We start from the raw sequence: 15,821 nt of genomic DNA, 5'->3' as shown, positions 1-15,821 counted from the left end.
GTCAGCGGTATCCGCGTCTGAGCAGATGCCGGGCGCCCGCGTTCATCGCCTCGGGGCCCGCGACGGCGAAGCCGAACGCGTTGGCCAACCGATTCGTGATATCGAAGGCCAGGAATACCGCCAGAGCGTCTCGGACCTGCGATGCGGAAACGCCTTCGGCCACAACGGCATGAATGTCATCGGCGTCGATGCGTTGTTCCCGGGTGAGTTTGCCCAGCAGCCGCAGTGTGGCCCGCAGCGGTTCACCGATCGGCGCGGTGTCCAGGTCGGCCAGCGTTGCGGCCACCTTCGAGGCATCGCCGTACCACTGGCCGGAGGTCGCCGAATGCGCGGCCACACAGAACGCGCAGTCGTTGGCCTGCGAGATGTACGCGGCCATCAGCTCCCGGTCACCGACCGACCACTCCGAGCGTCCGCGCATGGCCTCGTGGGTCAGCGGTCCGGCACCGTAGAACTGCCGCCGGTAAAGGGCCAGCTTGACGGCGTCCACCACTGGTTGTCGGGTGACCAGTCGAATCACGCCGAACAATGCCTTCGTCGGCAACGGGTGACCGCGGTCCAGCACCTCGAGCCTCATCGCCCGGTCACCTCCGCAAGGACGGCGAGCGCGCCGTCATGCTGACGGGTTGCCTGGCCGACGGCGGCGCACACCACTATCTCGAAGATCTGGTCCTCGCTTAACCCAGCCGTGCGCACCGCTACGACGTCCTCATCGGTCACCTGGTGCGACCGGCCGACGACTTTGTCGATCAGTGTGCGCACGGGTTCGTCGAGGTCGGCATTGTCGAATGCGGCGCGACGCAGCTCGCGTGGTGCCGTAGCGTCGTTGTCGCGGACTCGTGCGATCAACTCTCGGTGTAACTCGGTGATGTCGGTCATGGGGTTCCCCTCGTTGGCAAACTGTCCCTCCGCACTACCGACGAACAGCGGAACCTTGATCCGACACTGAGCGGATCACAGCCGACCCCGACAGTGAATCCCGCGACGCATCTGCGGTGAGTCGCCTCGCAGGAATCACTCTCGGCGAGGTCGATCCAGAAGTCGAGGTCGATTCAGAAGCCGAGGTCGATCCAGAAGCCGAGTCGATCAGAAGTCGAGCCCGGAGTACATCAGCCGGCCGGGGTCGAGCTGTTGGCGAACCGTCGTCAACCGCGCCAGGTTCGACCCGAAATACCGGGACGCCGACGTGTTGGCCTCCAGATAATTGACATAGCCACCCACCGAGAACTGCTTGACCGTCTGGTGTGCGGTAGCCACCCAGGTGCTCGCCGTCGACGAGGACCCGTTGCCGGTCTCCACATACCACTGCGCGACGGCGGCGGCCTGGCGCCACGGAAAGGCGGTGCCGGCCGGATCGACGTCGCCGACCGCGCCGCTGAGCGTGTCGACGATCACCGAGGCGCGTCCGCCCTCCGGTGGCCACTTGCCAATGGCCCCGACGATCGCTTGTGCCGCAGCCGAATTCATGGTGCCGATGACGTCCGAGCCGGCCACGAACGCACGCGGCGAACTCGTGGAGCTGCCGCCGGCCAGATAGGTCACCAGGTCCATGCGGCTCAGGGTCTTGTGTTCGGTCGCCGTCGGCGTCACGCCGACCGCGGACTTGATCGCGTCGGCTACCGCGGCGCCGGAGCCGGCCGGGCAGGTTGCCAGCACGTGACAGGCGCCCTGGGACCCGTTGACGGAGAGATCGACCAGCCCCCAGGTGTTGCGGTCGGCCCCGGCGATCCAGGTCTGCCAGCCGGTGAGCACCTGCGCCCCCGCGGTGGGTGCGAACTCGACGCGCACCACGTCGGTGTCGGCGGTAGGAAAGGTGCTGAACGTCAGCGACGTTGTCACCCCGAAGTTGCCGCCACCGCCGCCGCGCAGTGCCCAGAACAGATCGGGATGGTCCTGTTCGGAGGCCGTGACCAGTTCTCCGGTGGGCAGCACCACCGTCGCCGACCGCAACGCATCGCAGGTCAGGCCGGCGTGGCGGGAGTCGGCCCCCATCCCGCCACCCAATGTCAGCCCCGCGGTGCCCACCGTCGGGCAACTGCCGATCGGAATCGCGCGACCCGCACCGGCCAGAGCCTGCTGTACCGAATACAGATTGGTGCCGGCCGGAACCGTGACGGTCCCCCCGACGGGATCGACGTTCACCCCGCCGGTCAGGCCGCGCAGGTCGAGCACCATGGTGCCGTTGGCGCTCGACGCGCCGACGTAAGAATGGCCTCCGCCGCGCGGCGCGATCTTGAGCTTGTTGGCCGCCGCGAAGGCAACCGCCTTCTGGACGTCCGCCGGCGAGGTCACCACCACTACGGCAGCCGGACTGGACCCGTTGTACAACGAGTTGAACACCTGCTTGCCGCTGGCGAAGTTCGCGTCGGACGGCAGCAGCACCTTGCCGCTGATCGAGGAGGCCAGGGTGCTCCAGCCGTTGGCCGGCTCGGCCCGTACCTTCGTCGTCCCGAACAGCGCCGAGGTGGCCAGCGCCCCCGCGGCGCCGCGGAGAAAGGCCTGACGAGAGATCATGCCCGCATTGTTAATCGCCCCGCCCGCGAAACGGGTTGTCGTGCAACGTGTCGCAGTGCAGCGTGATGTGATCGTGTCGTTGGGCCGTAACCCCGCTACTCGATGCCGGCATGCGCGACGCCCCACAAAACGCTTGGCACACCAAACCTTTACGCCATCGTGTCCCGAATGAGACCGCGGCAGAGAAAGGTTCGTAACGTCGCTTGAGTGCCGCTGGACTTCGGTGCTCTCCAACTTCAGATCAGGGGAACACAGATGAACCTATGGCGCCACCAACCGCTGACCATACGACTACTCGCGGCAGGCGCGGGCGCGCTCGCCGCCGCCGCGGCCTTCACCAGCGCACCCGCCGAGGCAAGTCCGATTGACGACGCGTTCACTACCGCGCTGTCCAACGCTGGTGTCAACTACGGCGACCCGGGAAGCGCTGCGGCACTGGGCCAGTCGGTATGCCCAATGATGGCTCAGCCGGGCGGAAACCTTGCCGCGGCCGCCTCACAAATTAGCGGCAGCAACGGCATGTCGCCTGGGATGGCCAGCATGTTCGCCACCATCGCCATCCAGATGTACTGCCCGTCGGTGATGGCCGACGTCGCCAACGGCCAGATGCCGGGAGCGCTACAACAGATCCCGGGCCTGCAGTCCATCCCTGGGCTGCCGCAGTAACCGAGCGCTCGGCGAGGCTGCCCGGCGCTAGCCGGTGCCGAGGGGGTCGATGGTCCACGCGACGTAGATCATCGCTGCCCCCACCGAGAACGTGGTCAGAAAGTCGGTTCCCCGGCTGCGCACCACCAGCAGCCCCGCCCGCTCGTCGGGCAGTGCCAACCGCAGCACCGCGGCCACCCCCACGCCGATGCCGATCAGCAGCGCGCCGCGACGCCAGAAGTTCGCCCCGGCAAGCGCGAACGCCACCAAGAAGATCAGCCCGACAAGCAGGATCGGCCATTGGGCGCGGACCGCGCGCCCGAGGATGGCCCCGGTCGTCATTGCTGCTCGGCTCGCTCGACGACATTGGTGAGCAGAAAGGCGCGAGTCAGCGGGCCCACACCACCTGGGTTGGGTGACACGTGGCCAGCAACCTCCCACACGTCCGGATGCACGTCGCCGGTGAGTTTGCCGTCCACCCGGCTGACCCCCACGTCCACCACGGCCGCGCCCGGGCGCACCATGTCGGCGGTCAGCAGGTGCGGCACCCCAACCCCGGCCACGATGATGTCGGCCTGCCTGGTCAGCGCGGGCAGATCGCGAGTTCCGGTGTGGCACAACGTGACTGTGGCATTCTCCGAACGCCGGGTGAGCAGCAGGCCCAACGGCCGGCCCACCGTGACACCGCGGCCGATCACTACCACGTGCGCACCGGCGATCGGCACGTTGTAGCGGCGCAGCAGGTGAACGATGCCGCGGGGCGTGCACGGCAACGGAGCCGGATCGTTGAGCACCAGGCGCCCCAGGTTGGTCGGGTGCAGCCCGTCGGCGTCCTTGTCCGGGTCGACGCGCTGCAGCGCCGCGTTCTCGTCGAGATGCTTGGGCAGCGGCAACTGCACGATGTAACCGGTGCACTCGGGGTTGGCGTTGAGTTCGTCGATCGTGGCGTTGAGCGTGGCTGTGTCGATGTCGGCGGGCAAGTCGCGCCGGATCGAGGTGATGCCCACCTTGGCGCAGTCGGCGTGCTTGCCGCGGACGTAGGCCTGCGAGCCGGGGTCGTCCCCGACCAGGATTGTGCCCAGTCCAGGGGTGCGTCCCGATCCGCTCAGCGCTGCCACGCGATGGGTCAAGTCGACGAAGATCTCGTCCCGGGTGGCCTTGCCGTCCAGCGTGATTGCTCCCACGCCAGACAGTCTGGCATGCCGCCTGAGTAGGCTCCCCGTATGGCAAGTCTCAGCCCAGGCCCGCCAGATGTTTTCAGCCCGGCCAAACTCGGTCCCCTGACCCTGCGCAACCGGGTCATCAAGGCAGCGACGTTTGAACACCGCACCCCCAACGCGCTGGTTTCCGACGACCTGATCGAGTACCACCGGCAACCGGCGGCGGGCGGCGTCGGGATGACCACCGTCGCCTATTGCGCGGTCTCCCCCGGCGGCCGCACCGGCGGCGACGGACTGTGGATGCGTCCAGAGGCGGTGCCCGGCCTGCGCCGGCTCACCGACGCGATCCACGCCGAGGGCGTGGCCGTGAGCGCACAGATTGGCCACGCCGGCCCGGTTGCCGACGCTCGCTCCAACAAGACCACCGCGTTGGCGCCGGTGCGGTTCTTCAACCCGATCGGCATGCGGTTCGCCCGCAAGGCCGACCGCGACGACATCGACGACGTGCTGGCCGACCACGCGCACGCCGCCCGCTTTGCGGTGGAGGCCGGCTTCGACGCGGTGGAAATCCACCTCGGCCACAACTATCTGGCCAGCTCGTTTCTGTCACCACTGATCAACCGGCGCGACGACGAGTTCGGCGGATCACTGGCGAATCGGGCGAAGGTCGCGCGCGGGGTGGTGATGGCCGTGCGCCGGGCCGTCGACCAGGGTCCGCGGCAGATCGCCGTCACAGCCAAGTTGAACATGGCCGACGGAGTGCGCGGCGGCATCACCACCGAGGAATCGGTGACCACGGCCAAATGGCTGGAGGAAGACGGCGGGCTGGACGCGATCGAACTCACCGCCGGCAGCTCCCTGGTCAACCCGATGTACCTGTTCCGCGGCGACGCGCCGATCAAGCAGTTCGCCGGCGCCTTCAAGCCGCCACTGCGCTGGGGTATGCGCATGACCGGCAAGAAATTTCTGCGCGAATACCCGTATCGCGAGGCGTATCTGTTGCGCGAAGCAAAGCTGTTCCGCGCCGAACTCAAGTTGCCGCTAATCCTGCTGGGCGGGATCACCAATCGCGAAACGATGGATCTGGCGATGGCCGAGGGTTTCCAGTTCGTCGCGATGGCCCGGGCGCTGCTGGCCGAGCCGGATCTGGTCAACCGGATCCAAGCCGAAGGTAAGCAGGTGCGGTCGGCATGCACGCATTGCAACCAGTGCATGCCCACCATTTACAGCCGTACCCACTGCGTGGTGACCGGCGCGCCTGACAAAGGGTGATCCCAGGGGCAACGGTTACAGTTGTCTGCGATGTCTCCACCCGCGCCGCCTGCGCTGACCGTTCGCTACGACGGGTCGGAGCGCACGTTCGCGCCGGGCCATGACGTTGTGGTGGGGCGCGACCTGCGCGCCGACATGCGCATCACTCATCCGTTGATTTCGCGCGCCCACTTGCTGCTGCGTTTCGAGCAGGGACGCTGGCTGGCGATCGACAACAACTCCCTGAACGGCACCTACGCCAACGGGCGGCGGGTCCCGGTCGTCGACCTCCACGACGGCCAGAGCGTGAACATCGGAAATCCCGACGGCCCGCTGCTGACCTTCGAGATCGGCCGCCATCAGGGCAGGGCCGGGCGCCCGCCGCAGACCGAGGCGATGCGCCTGGCCGCGGTCTCGGGGCCGTCGGGACCCGCGGGCGCCTGGCCGGCGCCCGCACCACCCGGACCATCTGGACCGTCTGGACCTGCACCCGGACCGTCTGGGCCAGTAGGTCCAGCGGGACCGTCCGGACCGCTTGGACCGCCGCCGAGCGGGCGGCAGTCCCGCCACGCGGGCCCACCGTCGGCTCGACCGGTTCCCGGCCCACCAGCCGCGCCGGCGGGACAACCCATGTACCCCAGCAGTGCAGCGCCGGGCTGGGCACCGCCCGGCTACCCGGTGAGCGCGCCGCCGCCGTCGGGAGCGAACTATCCGCAGGCGCCGCCACCCCCGCGTCCGGCGCCGCCGCGACCGGGGCCACCGGTCGGCGCCAAGCCGCCCGAAGGCGGCAACATCGCCACCAAAATGTTCCAGGCGCTGCTGACGCGAACGGGTTCGCAGGAGATCCCGGTCGGTTCGGTCACCCTCGGCCGGTCCACCGACAACGACATCGTCATCCAGGACGTACTGGCCTCGCGCCACCACGCCTCGCTGAAGTTGACGCCGCTGGGCGCGGAGATCCGCGATAACAACAGCGTCAACGGCACCTTCGTCAACGGCGTCCGGGTGGGATCGGCGATCCTGTCCGAAGGGGACGTGGTCACCATCGGCAACGTCGACCTGGTGTTCAGCGCCGGCACTCTGGTGCGCCGAACCGCAGTGGCCTCCCGCACCGGCGGCCTTGAAGTCAACTCCGTCACGTTCACTGTCGAGGGTGGAAAGCAGCTGCTCGACCACATCTCGCTGACCGCCCGTCCCGGCACCCTGACCGCGATCATCGGCGGGTCGGGTGCCGGCAAGTCCACGCTGTCGAGGCTGATCGCCGGATACACCAGCCCCAGCACCGGCAATGTGACCTTCGAGGGCCACGACATCCACGCCGAGTACGCCTCGTTGCGCAGCCGGGTCGGCATGGTGCCGCAGGACGACGTCGTGCACCGCCAGCTGACCGTTAACCAGGCGCTGGGCTATGCCGCCGAACTGCGGTTGCCTCCCGACACCAGCAAGGCCGACCGAGCGCAGGTGGTGGCGCAGGTCCTCGAGGAACTCGAGCTGACCAAGCATGCCGACACCCGCGTGGACAAACTGTCCGGCGGCCAGCGCAAGCGCGCCTCGGTTGCTTTGGAGCTACTGACCGGGCCGTCGCTGCTGATCCTCGACGAGCCGACCTCCGGTCTGGACCCGGCCCTGGACCGGCAGGTGATGATGATGCTGCGCCAGCTCGCCGACGCTGGCCGCGTGGTGCTAGTGGTCACTCACTCGGTTTCCTACCTGGACGTGTGCGACCAGATCCTGCTTCTCGCGCCCGGCGGCAAGACCGCGTTCCTGGGCCCGCCCGACCAGATCGGCGCGGCGATGGGCACCACCAACTGGGCCGACATCTTCACCAAGGTAGGCGCCGACCCGGACGAGGCCAACCGCCGCTTCCGGGAAGGTAACCGGCAGCCGGAGCGCCCCTCGGAAACCAGTCCGGCCGCGGACTTGGGCGAACCGGTGCACAACAGCGGGTTCCGCCAGTTCTCCACCATCGCGCGCCGCCAGGTGCGGCTGGTCATCTCCGACCGCGGCTACACGGTGTTCCTGGCGCTGCTGCCGTTCCTGATCGGCGTGCTGACCCTGACCGTGCGTGGCAAGACCGGCTTCGGTATGGCCGATCCAGTCAGCAGTGCGCCCAACCAGCCCGGCCAGATCCTGGTCATGCTCAACGTCGGTGCGGTTTTCATGGGGACCGCGCTGACAATTCGCGACCTGGTCGGCGAACGTCCCATCTTCAGACGCGAGCAAGCGGTCGGCCTCTCCACCGGCGCGTACCTGGCCGCCAAAATTGTGGTGTTCTGCGCGTTCGCGACAATGCAGGCCGCCATCGCCACCACCATCGCGGTGGTCGGCTGGGGCAAACCGCTCTCGGACGCGGTGCTGCTGGGCGATGTGCGCTTCGAGCTGTTCGTGACCGTCGCCGCGACCTGTGTGACGTCGGCGATTCTCGGCATGGCACTCTCGGCGATCGCCAAGTCCCAGGATCAGATCATGCCGCTGCTGGTGACTGCGATCATGTCGCAGCTGGTGTTCTCCGGCGGCATGATCTGGGTGACCAACCGCACCGGCCTCGACCAACTGTCCTGGGCCACCCCCGCGCGGTGGGGTTATGCGGCAGCCTCGTCGACCATCGATACCCACCGCCTAACGCCCGGACCGACCGACCCCAAGGATCAGCACTGGAACCACACCGCGAGCGCGTGGCTGTTCGACATGGGGATGCTGGCGGTGTTGTGCATTGTCTACAGCTTCATCGTGTGGTGGAGAATCCGGCTCAAGCGTCGTTAGGCGCGCCCACTGTGCCTACTGTGAAGGAATGACCGCAGCCCCACCCGTACTCACCGTGCGGGTCGGCTTGGCCCAACGCACGTTCGCCGCCGGTCGTGACGTGATCGTGGGAAACGACGCGCGCGCCGACCTTCGGGTCGCGCATCCGGTCGTCGCCCCCGCGCACCTGCTGCTGCGATTCGAGCAGGACGGCTGGGTCGGCGTCGACAACCAGTCGGCGAACGGGATTTTCGTCGACGGCGCGCGGGTGCCCCGGGTCAACATCCGCGACGGCATCACGGTCGCACTGGGCCGGCCCAACGGACCACACCTCTCGTTCGAGGTCGGACCACACCAAGGCATCGTCGGCCACGTGACCGAGACCGACCGGATTCCGGCGGTCCCGGCGAAAGGCGCGCTACCCGAAGGGACTCCCACGCCGAGCCGGCCGCCGCGCCTGCACCGGCCGTCGCGCCACGGGGGTCCCCGCAACCAGCCGCGCGGAGCCGGCCAGCCTCCGCCAGGACAGCCGCCGCCGGGGCAGCCGCCGCCCGCCGCCGACGCGGGCCGCACCACCGCGATCCCGCTGGTCCCGCCGGCGGGCACCGCCGTACCCGAGCCGGTCCTGGACGCGGTGACCACCACCCGGCTGGGTGTGGTGAGCACGCTTTCGCAGTTCCCCACGCGGGGCGTCAACGTGCTGGGCGCCGACCCCCATCTCCCGGCGCCGATCGGCAAGACCATCTGGATCGGCCGCGCCGAGGAATGCGATGTCGTCGCCCGCGACGTGCTGGTATCGCGCCGGCACGCCTACCTGGCTCCGACGCCCATCGGCATCGAGATCCGCGACAACAACAGCATCAACGGGACATTCGTCAACGGCATCCGGGTCGGCTCGGCGATCCTGTCCGAGGGCGATGTCGTCACGATCGGCAACGTCGACCTGCTCTTCACCGGCGCCACCCTCGTTCCGCGCGCCGCCGTCGACACCCGCACCGGTGGCTTGGAAGTCAACGCCGTCAGCTTCAGCGTCGCCGGCAAGGTTCTGCTGGACAAGGTCGCGATGACTGCGCGGCCCGGCACCCTGACCGCCATCATCGGCGGTTCCGGCGCCGGAAAATCCACGCTGGCCAGGCTGATCGCCGGCTATGCCCGCCCCGATGGCGGCCCGGACGGCGGTCAGGTGACCTTCGAGGGTCACAACATTCACACCCAGTACGCGTCGCTGCGCAGCCGGATCGGGATGGTTCCGCAGGACGACGTGGTGCACCGGCAGCTGACCGTCAACCAGGCGCTGGGCTACGCCGCCGAGCTGCGGCTGCCGCCGGACACCACCAAAGAAGATCGGGCTCAGGTCATCGCCCAAGTGCTCGAGGAGCTTGGCCTCACCGCGCACGCCGACACCCGCGTCGACCAACTCTCCGGCGGCCAGCGCAAACGCGCATCGGTGGCTCTCGAGCTGTTGACCGGACCTTCGCTACTGATCCTGGACGAGCCCACCTCGGGTCTGGACCCGGCGCTGGACCTGCAGGTCATGACGATGCTGCGGGAGCTTGCCGATGCGGGTCGGGTGGTGTTGGTGGTGACGCATTCGCTGACCTACCTCGACGTGTGCGACCAGGTGCTGCTGATGGCGCCCGGCGGCAAGACCGCGTTTCTGGGTCCGCCGGACCAGATCGGCGCGGCGTTCGACACCACCAACTGGGCGCATATCTTCGCCAAGGTCGGTGCCGATCCCGAGGAGGCCAACCGGCGCTTTTTAGCGCACCGTGATGCGCAGAAGAAGCTGGTATCGGCTGCCCAGCCCGCGGCGCCCGGCGATTTGGGGGTGCCGGCACACACCAGCCGGCGCCGCCAGTTCTCTACTGTCGCCCGGCGCCAGATCCGCCTGGTCGTCGCCGACCGCGCCTATTTTGTATTCCTGGCGGTTTTGCCGTTCGTCATGGGCGCCCTGTCGCTGACGGTGCCCGGCAACGTCGGATTCGGCATGGCCGAGGCGCTCAGCAACACTCCCGACGAGGCTGCGCAGATCCTGAACCTGCTGTCGATCGCCGCGGTGTTCATGGGCAGCGCGTTGACCATCCGCGACTTGATCGGCGAGCGTCCGATCTTCCGGCGTGAGCAGGCCGTCGGGCTGTCTACCCCGGCCTACCTGGCCGCCAAGCTCACGGTCTTCTCCGGGTTCGCGATCGTGCAGGCGGCGATAGCGACCGGGATCGTGCTGCTGGGCAAGGGTGCGCCGACTCAACCACCGCTGCTGCTGGGCAATGCGAGCTTCGAGCTTTTCGTCAGCATTGCCGCGACGTGTGTGGCCTCGGCGGTTCTGGGTCTGTTGCTTTCAGCGGTGGCGCGGTCCAGTGAGCAGATCATGCCGCTGCTGGTGGTGTCACTGATGCTGCAGCTGGTGCTGGCCGGCGGTGTGGTGCCGGTGACCAACCGGATGTTCCTGGACCAGTTGTCCTGGCTGATGCCGGCGCGGTGGGGTTACGCGGCCTCGGCGGCCACGGTCAACCTGCGCGAGCTGGTTCCCGGTTCGGTGAGCCCGGAGGACCGCCATTGGACACACTCACCCGGCACCTGGCTGTTCGACATGGCGATGCTGGCGACGCTTTCGGTGGTGTATTCGGTGATCGTATGGTGGCGGATCCGGCTCAAGCGGTGAGGCGCGTCGCTAGCCGGTGTCTAACCGCAACCCGTGCGCCAGCGCGAACGCCATCGCCTGCGGTATGTCGACCCGCGCTCCACTCAGCGACGCCGTCGTCCACAGCGACGGGTCGGCATTGGCCCCGCGCAGATCGGCCTCGTCCAGCCGGGTGCCGACCGTCCGGGCGCCGCGCAGATCCGCGCCCCGCAACACCGCCTTGCGCAGGTCGGTCTCCACCAGGCCGGCCTCCCGCAGCCGGCACCCGCTGAGGTCCACCCCGCGCAGGTCGTTGCCGCCGAGCACGGCCAGCGTGAAGTCCACCTCGTCGAAGACCACTGGGCGCAGCCGACATTGCGAGAACACCGAGCCTAGCATGCTGCATGAAGCAAACATGCTGTGCCACAACGTGGTTCGGGTAAAGCTGCAGTTGCGGAACGCCGATCCGCGGTGCTGCGATTCGGCCATGTCGACACCGCTGAAATCGCACTCGGTGAACACCACGCGTTCGGTCTGCAGCCGGCTCAGATCGCAGTCGCGGAAGTCCTCGCCGGTGAATTCCCGGTCAGCCCATTCCGGCAACTCAGCTACTCAGGCCGGCCAGCGCGTACTCACTCACCGCAATCAGCGCGTCGGTGGCCGAGCGGCGGTCGCGGGCATCGACGCTGATCACCGGAATGTAGTCGGGCAGCCTCAGCGCCTTACGCACCTCGTCGACGGGATACCTTGGCGCGCCCTCGAATTCGTTGACCGCGACCAGGAACGGCAGCTGGCGGTGCTCGAAGAAGTCCACAGCGGCGAAGCTGTCCTGCAACCGCCGCAGATCGACGAGCACAATCGCGCCGATCGCACCGCGCACCAGGTCGTCCCACATGAACCAGAACCTGCGCTGACCCGGCGTGCCGAACAGGTAGAGCACTAGGTCATCGGCCAGGGTGATGCGACCGAAATCCATCGCGACGGTGGTGGTCCGCTTGTCGGGCGTGGCTTCGATCATGTCGACACCGGCGGAGGCGTCGGTGACCATCGCCTCGGTGCGCAGCGGCATGATCTCCGACACCGCGCCCACGAACGTGGTCTTCCCGACGCCGAACCCGCCCGCGATGACGATCTTCGTCGACGCGGTGTCGTGCCCGTCGGAGCGCACTTCAGAGTGCCCTGAGACCACGCAGGGTCCTTCCTATGAGTTCGTACCGCTCGTCGCGGGTCGAACGGTCGGTCAAGGTCCTGTGCACCCGAAGGTAACCGGCCGTGACCAGATCACCGATCAGGACGCGCGCAACACCGACCGGCAATTCCAGTCGAGCTGATATTTCCGCGACCGACGGGCTGTTTTCACACAGCCCGATGATCCTGCCCCGCATGTCCCCGGCCGACCACTGCTGGGCCTGCCTAACCCGCAGCGCCTGCACCGGCGCCTCCAACGGAAGGTCGACGTCGGTGCCGGTGCGCCCGGCCGTCAAAGTGTACGGGCGCACCAGGTTCGGGGTCGTCAGCCCCGGGTCGCGTCGGTCCATCGTGACTCGGGTTCGCCGCGGCGGGACGACTGCACGACGTTGCCCACCTGTTCGACAAGAATGGCCATCTCGTAGCCGATCTGGCCGATGTCGCATGACGGCATCGCCAGCGTGGCCAGGTGTGAGCCGTCACCGACGCGCATCAGCAGCAGAAAACCGTTCTGCATCTCGACCACCGACTGCAACACCTGTCCACCCTCGAACAGCTGCGCAGCGCCGGTGGCCAGGCTGGCCAGGCCAGAGGCCACCGCGGCCAGCTGGTCTGCCCGCTCGCGCGGCAGGTGCTCGCTGGCGGCGACGGGCAGGCCGTCGACCGACACCAGCAGCGCATGCGCCACGCCGGGGACCTCGCGCACGAATTTGGACACCAGCCAGTCCAGCGGACTGTACGAGGATTGGACGGTCACTGCTGATCAGCCCCCTGATCGCTGCGGTGGCGGGCATGCGATCGCCCGGAACGCACACCCTGGAAATGGCTGCCGATCGAGGTCCGGACCGCGTCGGGGTCGGGATGGAATCCGCCGTTCGCCGCTTTCTCGGCGGCATCGGCTGCGCCCGGCACCAGCCGCGCTCCGGGTGTGCGCATCGGCAGTCCGTGTTCGGTGCGGGCCTCCACCGGCTGCTCCTCGGCTTCGGCGGCCGCTGTCCAGCCGCGGTCCCAAACGGTCTGCCAATCCAGGTCTGGACTTTGCACCAGGTCGTGCGGGTCGCCCATGATCTCCGACAGCATCCGCTGGTAGATGACGTCATCGTCGTCGGGTTGGGACGGTTTGAGGTCCGGCGGTTCGGCGGGTTTGGGAGCCGGCGGCGGCTTCGGAGCCTGCGGCGGCTGGCGCCGGGCGAAGTAGGCCGACGTGTCCGACGCGGTCTTGGCGGGTTGCTGTGGTGGCGCCTGCGCTGTCTGCGGCTGAGATCCCTTCTCCCACCAGGGTGTTGGCAGTGGGCGCTTCTGTTTGCGCTGTTCCGCCTCGGGCTCGACGGGCTCGACGGGTTGGGCGGTGATGCCGCTGGAGCCCGGGCTGCGGCGCGGCAACGACGTGACGGACAACCCGCTGCTCTGGACCGGCGCGGCCGCCAGTCCGGCCGGGCCGGGGGGCGCCGCCGGCGGGGTGACCTTGAAAAACTGTCGCTGCGGGAGCGGCGCTTCCCGCTGCTGCTGGCCCTCGACCAGTGCCGCTAACGGCAGATACACCTCGGCCGTGGTGCCGGTGCCCGCCTCACCGGCCGACGGTCCGCGCAGTCCCACCCGTAAGCCGTGCCGGGCGGCCAGCCGGCCGACCACGAATAGGCCCATGTGCCGGGCATTTTCCGGGGTCGGGTCGGGGGCACCACCGGGTTGCAACCGCATGTTGGCCATGCGCCGATCGGAGTCGGTCATGCCCAGCCCGGCATCGGCGATACGCAGCAGCACTCCGCCCTCACTGCCCCGCACCGCCGAGACCTTCACCCGGGTATTGGGCGGTGAGTAACGCAGTGCGTTGTCGATCAGCTCGGCGAGCAGATGGATGACGCCGCCGGCGGCGCTGCCGATCACGGTGCAGTCGGGGATCGCGCCGGTTTCCACCCGGCGGTAGTCTTCGACCTCGGATACGGCGGCGTTGATCACGGTCGCCAGCGGCACCGGATCGCGCTGGTCGCGGCCGATCTGCGCGTCGGCCAGCACCAGCAGGTTGGCACTGTTGCGACGCAACCGCGCGGCAAGGTGGTCGAGCCGGAACAGGTTGTCGAGCCGCTCGGGGTCCTCTTCGTCGCGTTCCAGCCGGTCGATGAGAGTCAGCTGCTGGTCGACCAGGGACCGGCTGCGCCGCGACATCGTCTCAAACATGTCGTTGACCAGCAGCCGCAGCCGTGCCTCGTCGCCGGCCAGCAGCAACGCCTGGGTATGCAGTTCGTCGACGGCGTGGGCGACCTGCCCGATCTCCTCGGTGGTGTAGACGGCCAGCGGCTCGGGGATCGGTTCCGCCCCGGCACGCACTCGGTCGATCTCCCCCTCCAGGTCGGTGTGGGCCACCTTCAGCGCGCCGTCGCGCAGCATCTGCAGCGGCTTGACCAGTGCGCGCGCCGTCAGCAACACGATCAGCAGCGCGACCGCGATGGCGGCCAACACCAGCACGGTGTCGCGAACGGCGGCCGAGCGCCGGTCGTTGGCCTGCGCCTGCACCGACTTGGTCACCTGGGTGGTGGTGTTGTCGATGATCTGCTCGGCGATGTCCTTGGTGGTCCGGATCGAGCGCAGCAGATCGGGGTTGTCGACGAGCACGCTGTCCGGATCGGACATGATCGCCATTCGGGTGACCATCTGCTGCTGCAGGTTCTTGGCGTCCGGTGAGCCGACGCCGAGGACTGCGCTCATGCCGAACAGCGTCGAGGGTTCGGTGCCGGCCAGCGTGATCATCGACGTTCGCAGTTGCGGCTCGGGCAGGTCGGCGCCACGGCTCACCAGGATCTGCTGCAGCGTCATCTGACCGCGCGCGCCCACGGCCCGACTCAAGCCCTGCACCTGGGAGCGGATCTGCTCGCTGTCCACCCGCACCGAGGCGTCGATCGCGTCTTCGGCGGTCAGCAGCAGCGGCGCGTAGCTGGTGATCCGGTCACGCAAGCCCAGCCCGTTGTCCAGCGCTTTGTCCAGCAGTGCCTGCCCGCCGTTGAGCAGGGTGTTCCCGCCCGACCGGACGTCGGAGATCACGTCGGTGTCAGCCAGCCGGGTCTGCAGCTCGTACTTGCGGGCGGCGAAGTTCGCCTTCGCGCCGTCCACGTCGCGTCCGGTGGAGGTGGCCAGCAGCGCCACATCCAGCGCCGACATGTACTTGCTGATTGCCGGGATCACACTGGCACGTGCGGCGGCTAGTCGCAGGGTGCTGGAATTGGCCAGTTCTCCGTGAATACGCAGCGCCCCGAAGACCGTCGCCAACACCAGCGGAACCAGGGCGATGGCGAAAACTTTCCATCGGACCGGCCAGTTGCCCAAGGACCAGGACGGCGGCCGCTTTGCCTTCGGGGCGGCGGCGGCTGGTGCAAACTCGGGCGGAACCGCCGCGGCCGGGTTGGCCGGGCGGGAGAACATGGTCACGTCGTTGCGGCCGGGGCCGCACCTTCCCGTGGCGTCGCATGGAACGAGAGGCTCATGGAACTTCCTGCTGCTCTATTCGCCGGCAGATAGCCGCGAACGTAATGCCTGGCAATCCGACGAGTATGACAGTCACCTCGCGGGAGAAGCCGAGGTCTCCTCAATTGTTACTGAGTAGATAGAGTTCGCAAGAGCCTCCGGGGCTCCCTCCTCTGGTTAGCGCTGGTCAGCTCCTGCCGCGAAAGCTGAACATGTAACGGTTTCCGAGCCACAATTTTGCCCAC

Annotated in this window: 14 protein-coding genes; 4 read left to right on the top strand and 10 right to left on the bottom strand. The window is 68.1% G+C overall.

What is annotated here, in order from left to right; translation table 11 throughout:
• Position 1: 1 nt before the first annotated feature.
• The 3 genes from H0P51_RS05865 to H0P51_RS05855 all read right to left on the bottom strand — a co-directional run bounded on the left by H0P51_RS05865 (position 2) and on the right by H0P51_RS05855 (position 2,514).
• Positions 2-577 carry a carboxymuconolactone decarboxylase family protein gene (locus H0P51_RS05865; protein WP_180917051.1) on the bottom strand — a complete coding sequence of 192 codons (576 nt, stop codon included), beginning with the start codon at positions 575-577 and terminating at the stop codon, positions 2-4.
• Positions 574-879, bottom strand: coding sequence for a carboxymuconolactone decarboxylase family protein (locus H0P51_RS05860; RefSeq protein WP_180917050.1), 306 nt, complete (start codon positions 877-879; stop codon positions 574-576). The genes H0P51_RS05865 and H0P51_RS05860 overlap by 4 nt, the downstream gene beginning before the upstream one ends.
• 207 nt (positions 880-1,086) lie before the next feature.
• Positions 1,087-2,514 carry an FAD-binding oxidoreductase gene (locus H0P51_RS05855; protein ID WP_180917049.1) on the bottom strand — a complete coding sequence of 476 codons (1,428 nt, stop codon included), beginning with the start codon at positions 2,512-2,514 and terminating at the stop codon, positions 1,087-1,089.
• 255 nt (positions 2,515-2,769) lie between these two features.
• Between H0P51_RS05855 and H0P51_RS05850 the strand changes: the two genes are divergently transcribed.
• A complete protein-coding gene (locus tag H0P51_RS05850; RefSeq protein WP_180918772.1) occupies positions 2,770-3,180 on the top strand; it encodes a DUF732 domain-containing protein in 411 nt (136 codons plus the stop codon).
• Positions 3,181-3,207: 27 nt separating this feature from the next.
• Here the strand turns inward: H0P51_RS05850 and H0P51_RS05845 are convergent, their stop codons facing one another.
• Both H0P51_RS05845 and H0P51_RS05840 read right to left on the bottom strand, forming a co-directional pair.
• The gene (locus tag H0P51_RS05845; RefSeq protein ID WP_180917048.1) at positions 3,208-3,501 is read right to left on the bottom strand and encodes a DUF3017 domain-containing protein; all 294 of its coding nucleotides are present in this window, start codon (positions 3,499-3,501) and stop codon (positions 3,208-3,210) included.
• Positions 3,498-4,343: a bifunctional methylenetetrahydrofolate dehydrogenase/methenyltetrahydrofolate cyclohydrolase gene (locus H0P51_RS05840; protein WP_180917047.1), complete on the bottom strand. Its 846-nt coding sequence runs from the start codon at positions 4,341-4,343 to the stop codon at positions 3,498-3,500. Before H0P51_RS05840 ends, H0P51_RS05845 begins: the two co-directional genes overlap by 4 nt.
• 39 nt (positions 4,344-4,382) lie before the next feature.
• Between H0P51_RS05840 and H0P51_RS05835 the strand changes: the two genes are divergently transcribed.
• Genes H0P51_RS05835 through H0P51_RS05825 form a run of 3 tightly spaced genes read left to right on the top strand, consistent with a single transcriptional unit; the run spans position 4,383 to position 10,974 of the window.
• Positions 4,383-5,591, top strand: a complete 1,209-nt coding sequence (locus H0P51_RS05835; protein ID WP_180917046.1) for an NADH:flavin oxidoreductase — start codon at positions 4,383-4,385, stop codon at positions 5,589-5,591.
• 30 nt (positions 5,592-5,621) lie between these two features.
• Positions 5,622-8,333 carry an FHA domain-containing protein gene (locus H0P51_RS05830; protein WP_180917045.1) on the top strand — a complete coding sequence of 904 codons (2,712 nt, stop codon included), beginning with the start codon at positions 5,622-5,624 and terminating at the stop codon, positions 8,331-8,333.
• Between the two features lie 28 nt (positions 8,334-8,361).
• A complete protein-coding gene (locus H0P51_RS05825) occupies positions 8,362-10,974 on the top strand; it encodes an ATP-binding cassette domain-containing protein (RefSeq protein WP_180917044.1) in 2,613 nt (870 codons plus the stop codon).
• A 9-nt stretch (positions 10,975-10,983) separates the two neighbouring features.
• Here the strand turns inward: H0P51_RS05825 and H0P51_RS05820 are convergent, their stop codons facing one another.
• The 5 genes from H0P51_RS05820 to H0P51_RS05800 are packed head-to-tail and all read right to left on the bottom strand — an operon-like array spanning position 10,984 to position 15,540.
• A complete protein-coding gene (locus tag H0P51_RS05820) occupies positions 10,984-11,535 on the bottom strand; it encodes a pentapeptide repeat-containing protein (RefSeq protein ID WP_180917043.1) in 552 nt (183 codons plus the stop codon).
• 1 nt (position 11,536) lies between these two features.
• Positions 11,537-12,100, bottom strand: a complete 564-nt coding sequence (locus H0P51_RS05815) for a GTP-binding protein (RefSeq protein WP_425489015.1) — start codon at positions 12,098-12,100, stop codon at positions 11,537-11,539.
• A gap of 1 nt (position 12,101) precedes the next feature.
• On the bottom strand, positions 12,102-12,470 hold the full coding sequence (locus tag H0P51_RS05810) for a DUF742 domain-containing protein (protein ID WP_180917041.1): 369 nt from the start codon (positions 12,468-12,470) through the stop codon (positions 12,102-12,104).
• On the bottom strand, positions 12,446-12,877 hold the full coding sequence (locus H0P51_RS05805) for a roadblock/LC7 domain-containing protein (protein ID WP_180917040.1): 432 nt from the start codon (positions 12,875-12,877) through the stop codon (positions 12,446-12,448). Before H0P51_RS05805 ends, H0P51_RS05810 begins: the two co-directional genes overlap by 25 nt.
• Positions 12,874-15,540 (bottom strand): HAMP domain-containing sensor histidine kinase, encoded by a 2,667-nt coding sequence (locus H0P51_RS05800; RefSeq protein ID WP_425488967.1) that lies wholly within the window; start codon positions 15,538-15,540, stop codon positions 12,874-12,876. The genes H0P51_RS05805 and H0P51_RS05800 overlap by 4 nt, the downstream gene beginning before the upstream one ends.
• Between the last annotated feature and the right edge of the window lie 281 nt (positions 15,541-15,821).

Source organism: Mycobacterium vicinigordonae, assembly GCF_013466425.1.
In the GTDB taxonomy this organism is placed as follows: Bacteria; Actinomycetota; Actinomycetes; order Mycobacteriales; family Mycobacteriaceae; genus Mycobacterium; species Mycobacterium vicinigordonae.
The sequence above is the reverse complement of the archived record's forward strand: the minus strand, read 5'-3'. Positions and strand labels throughout refer to the sequence as shown.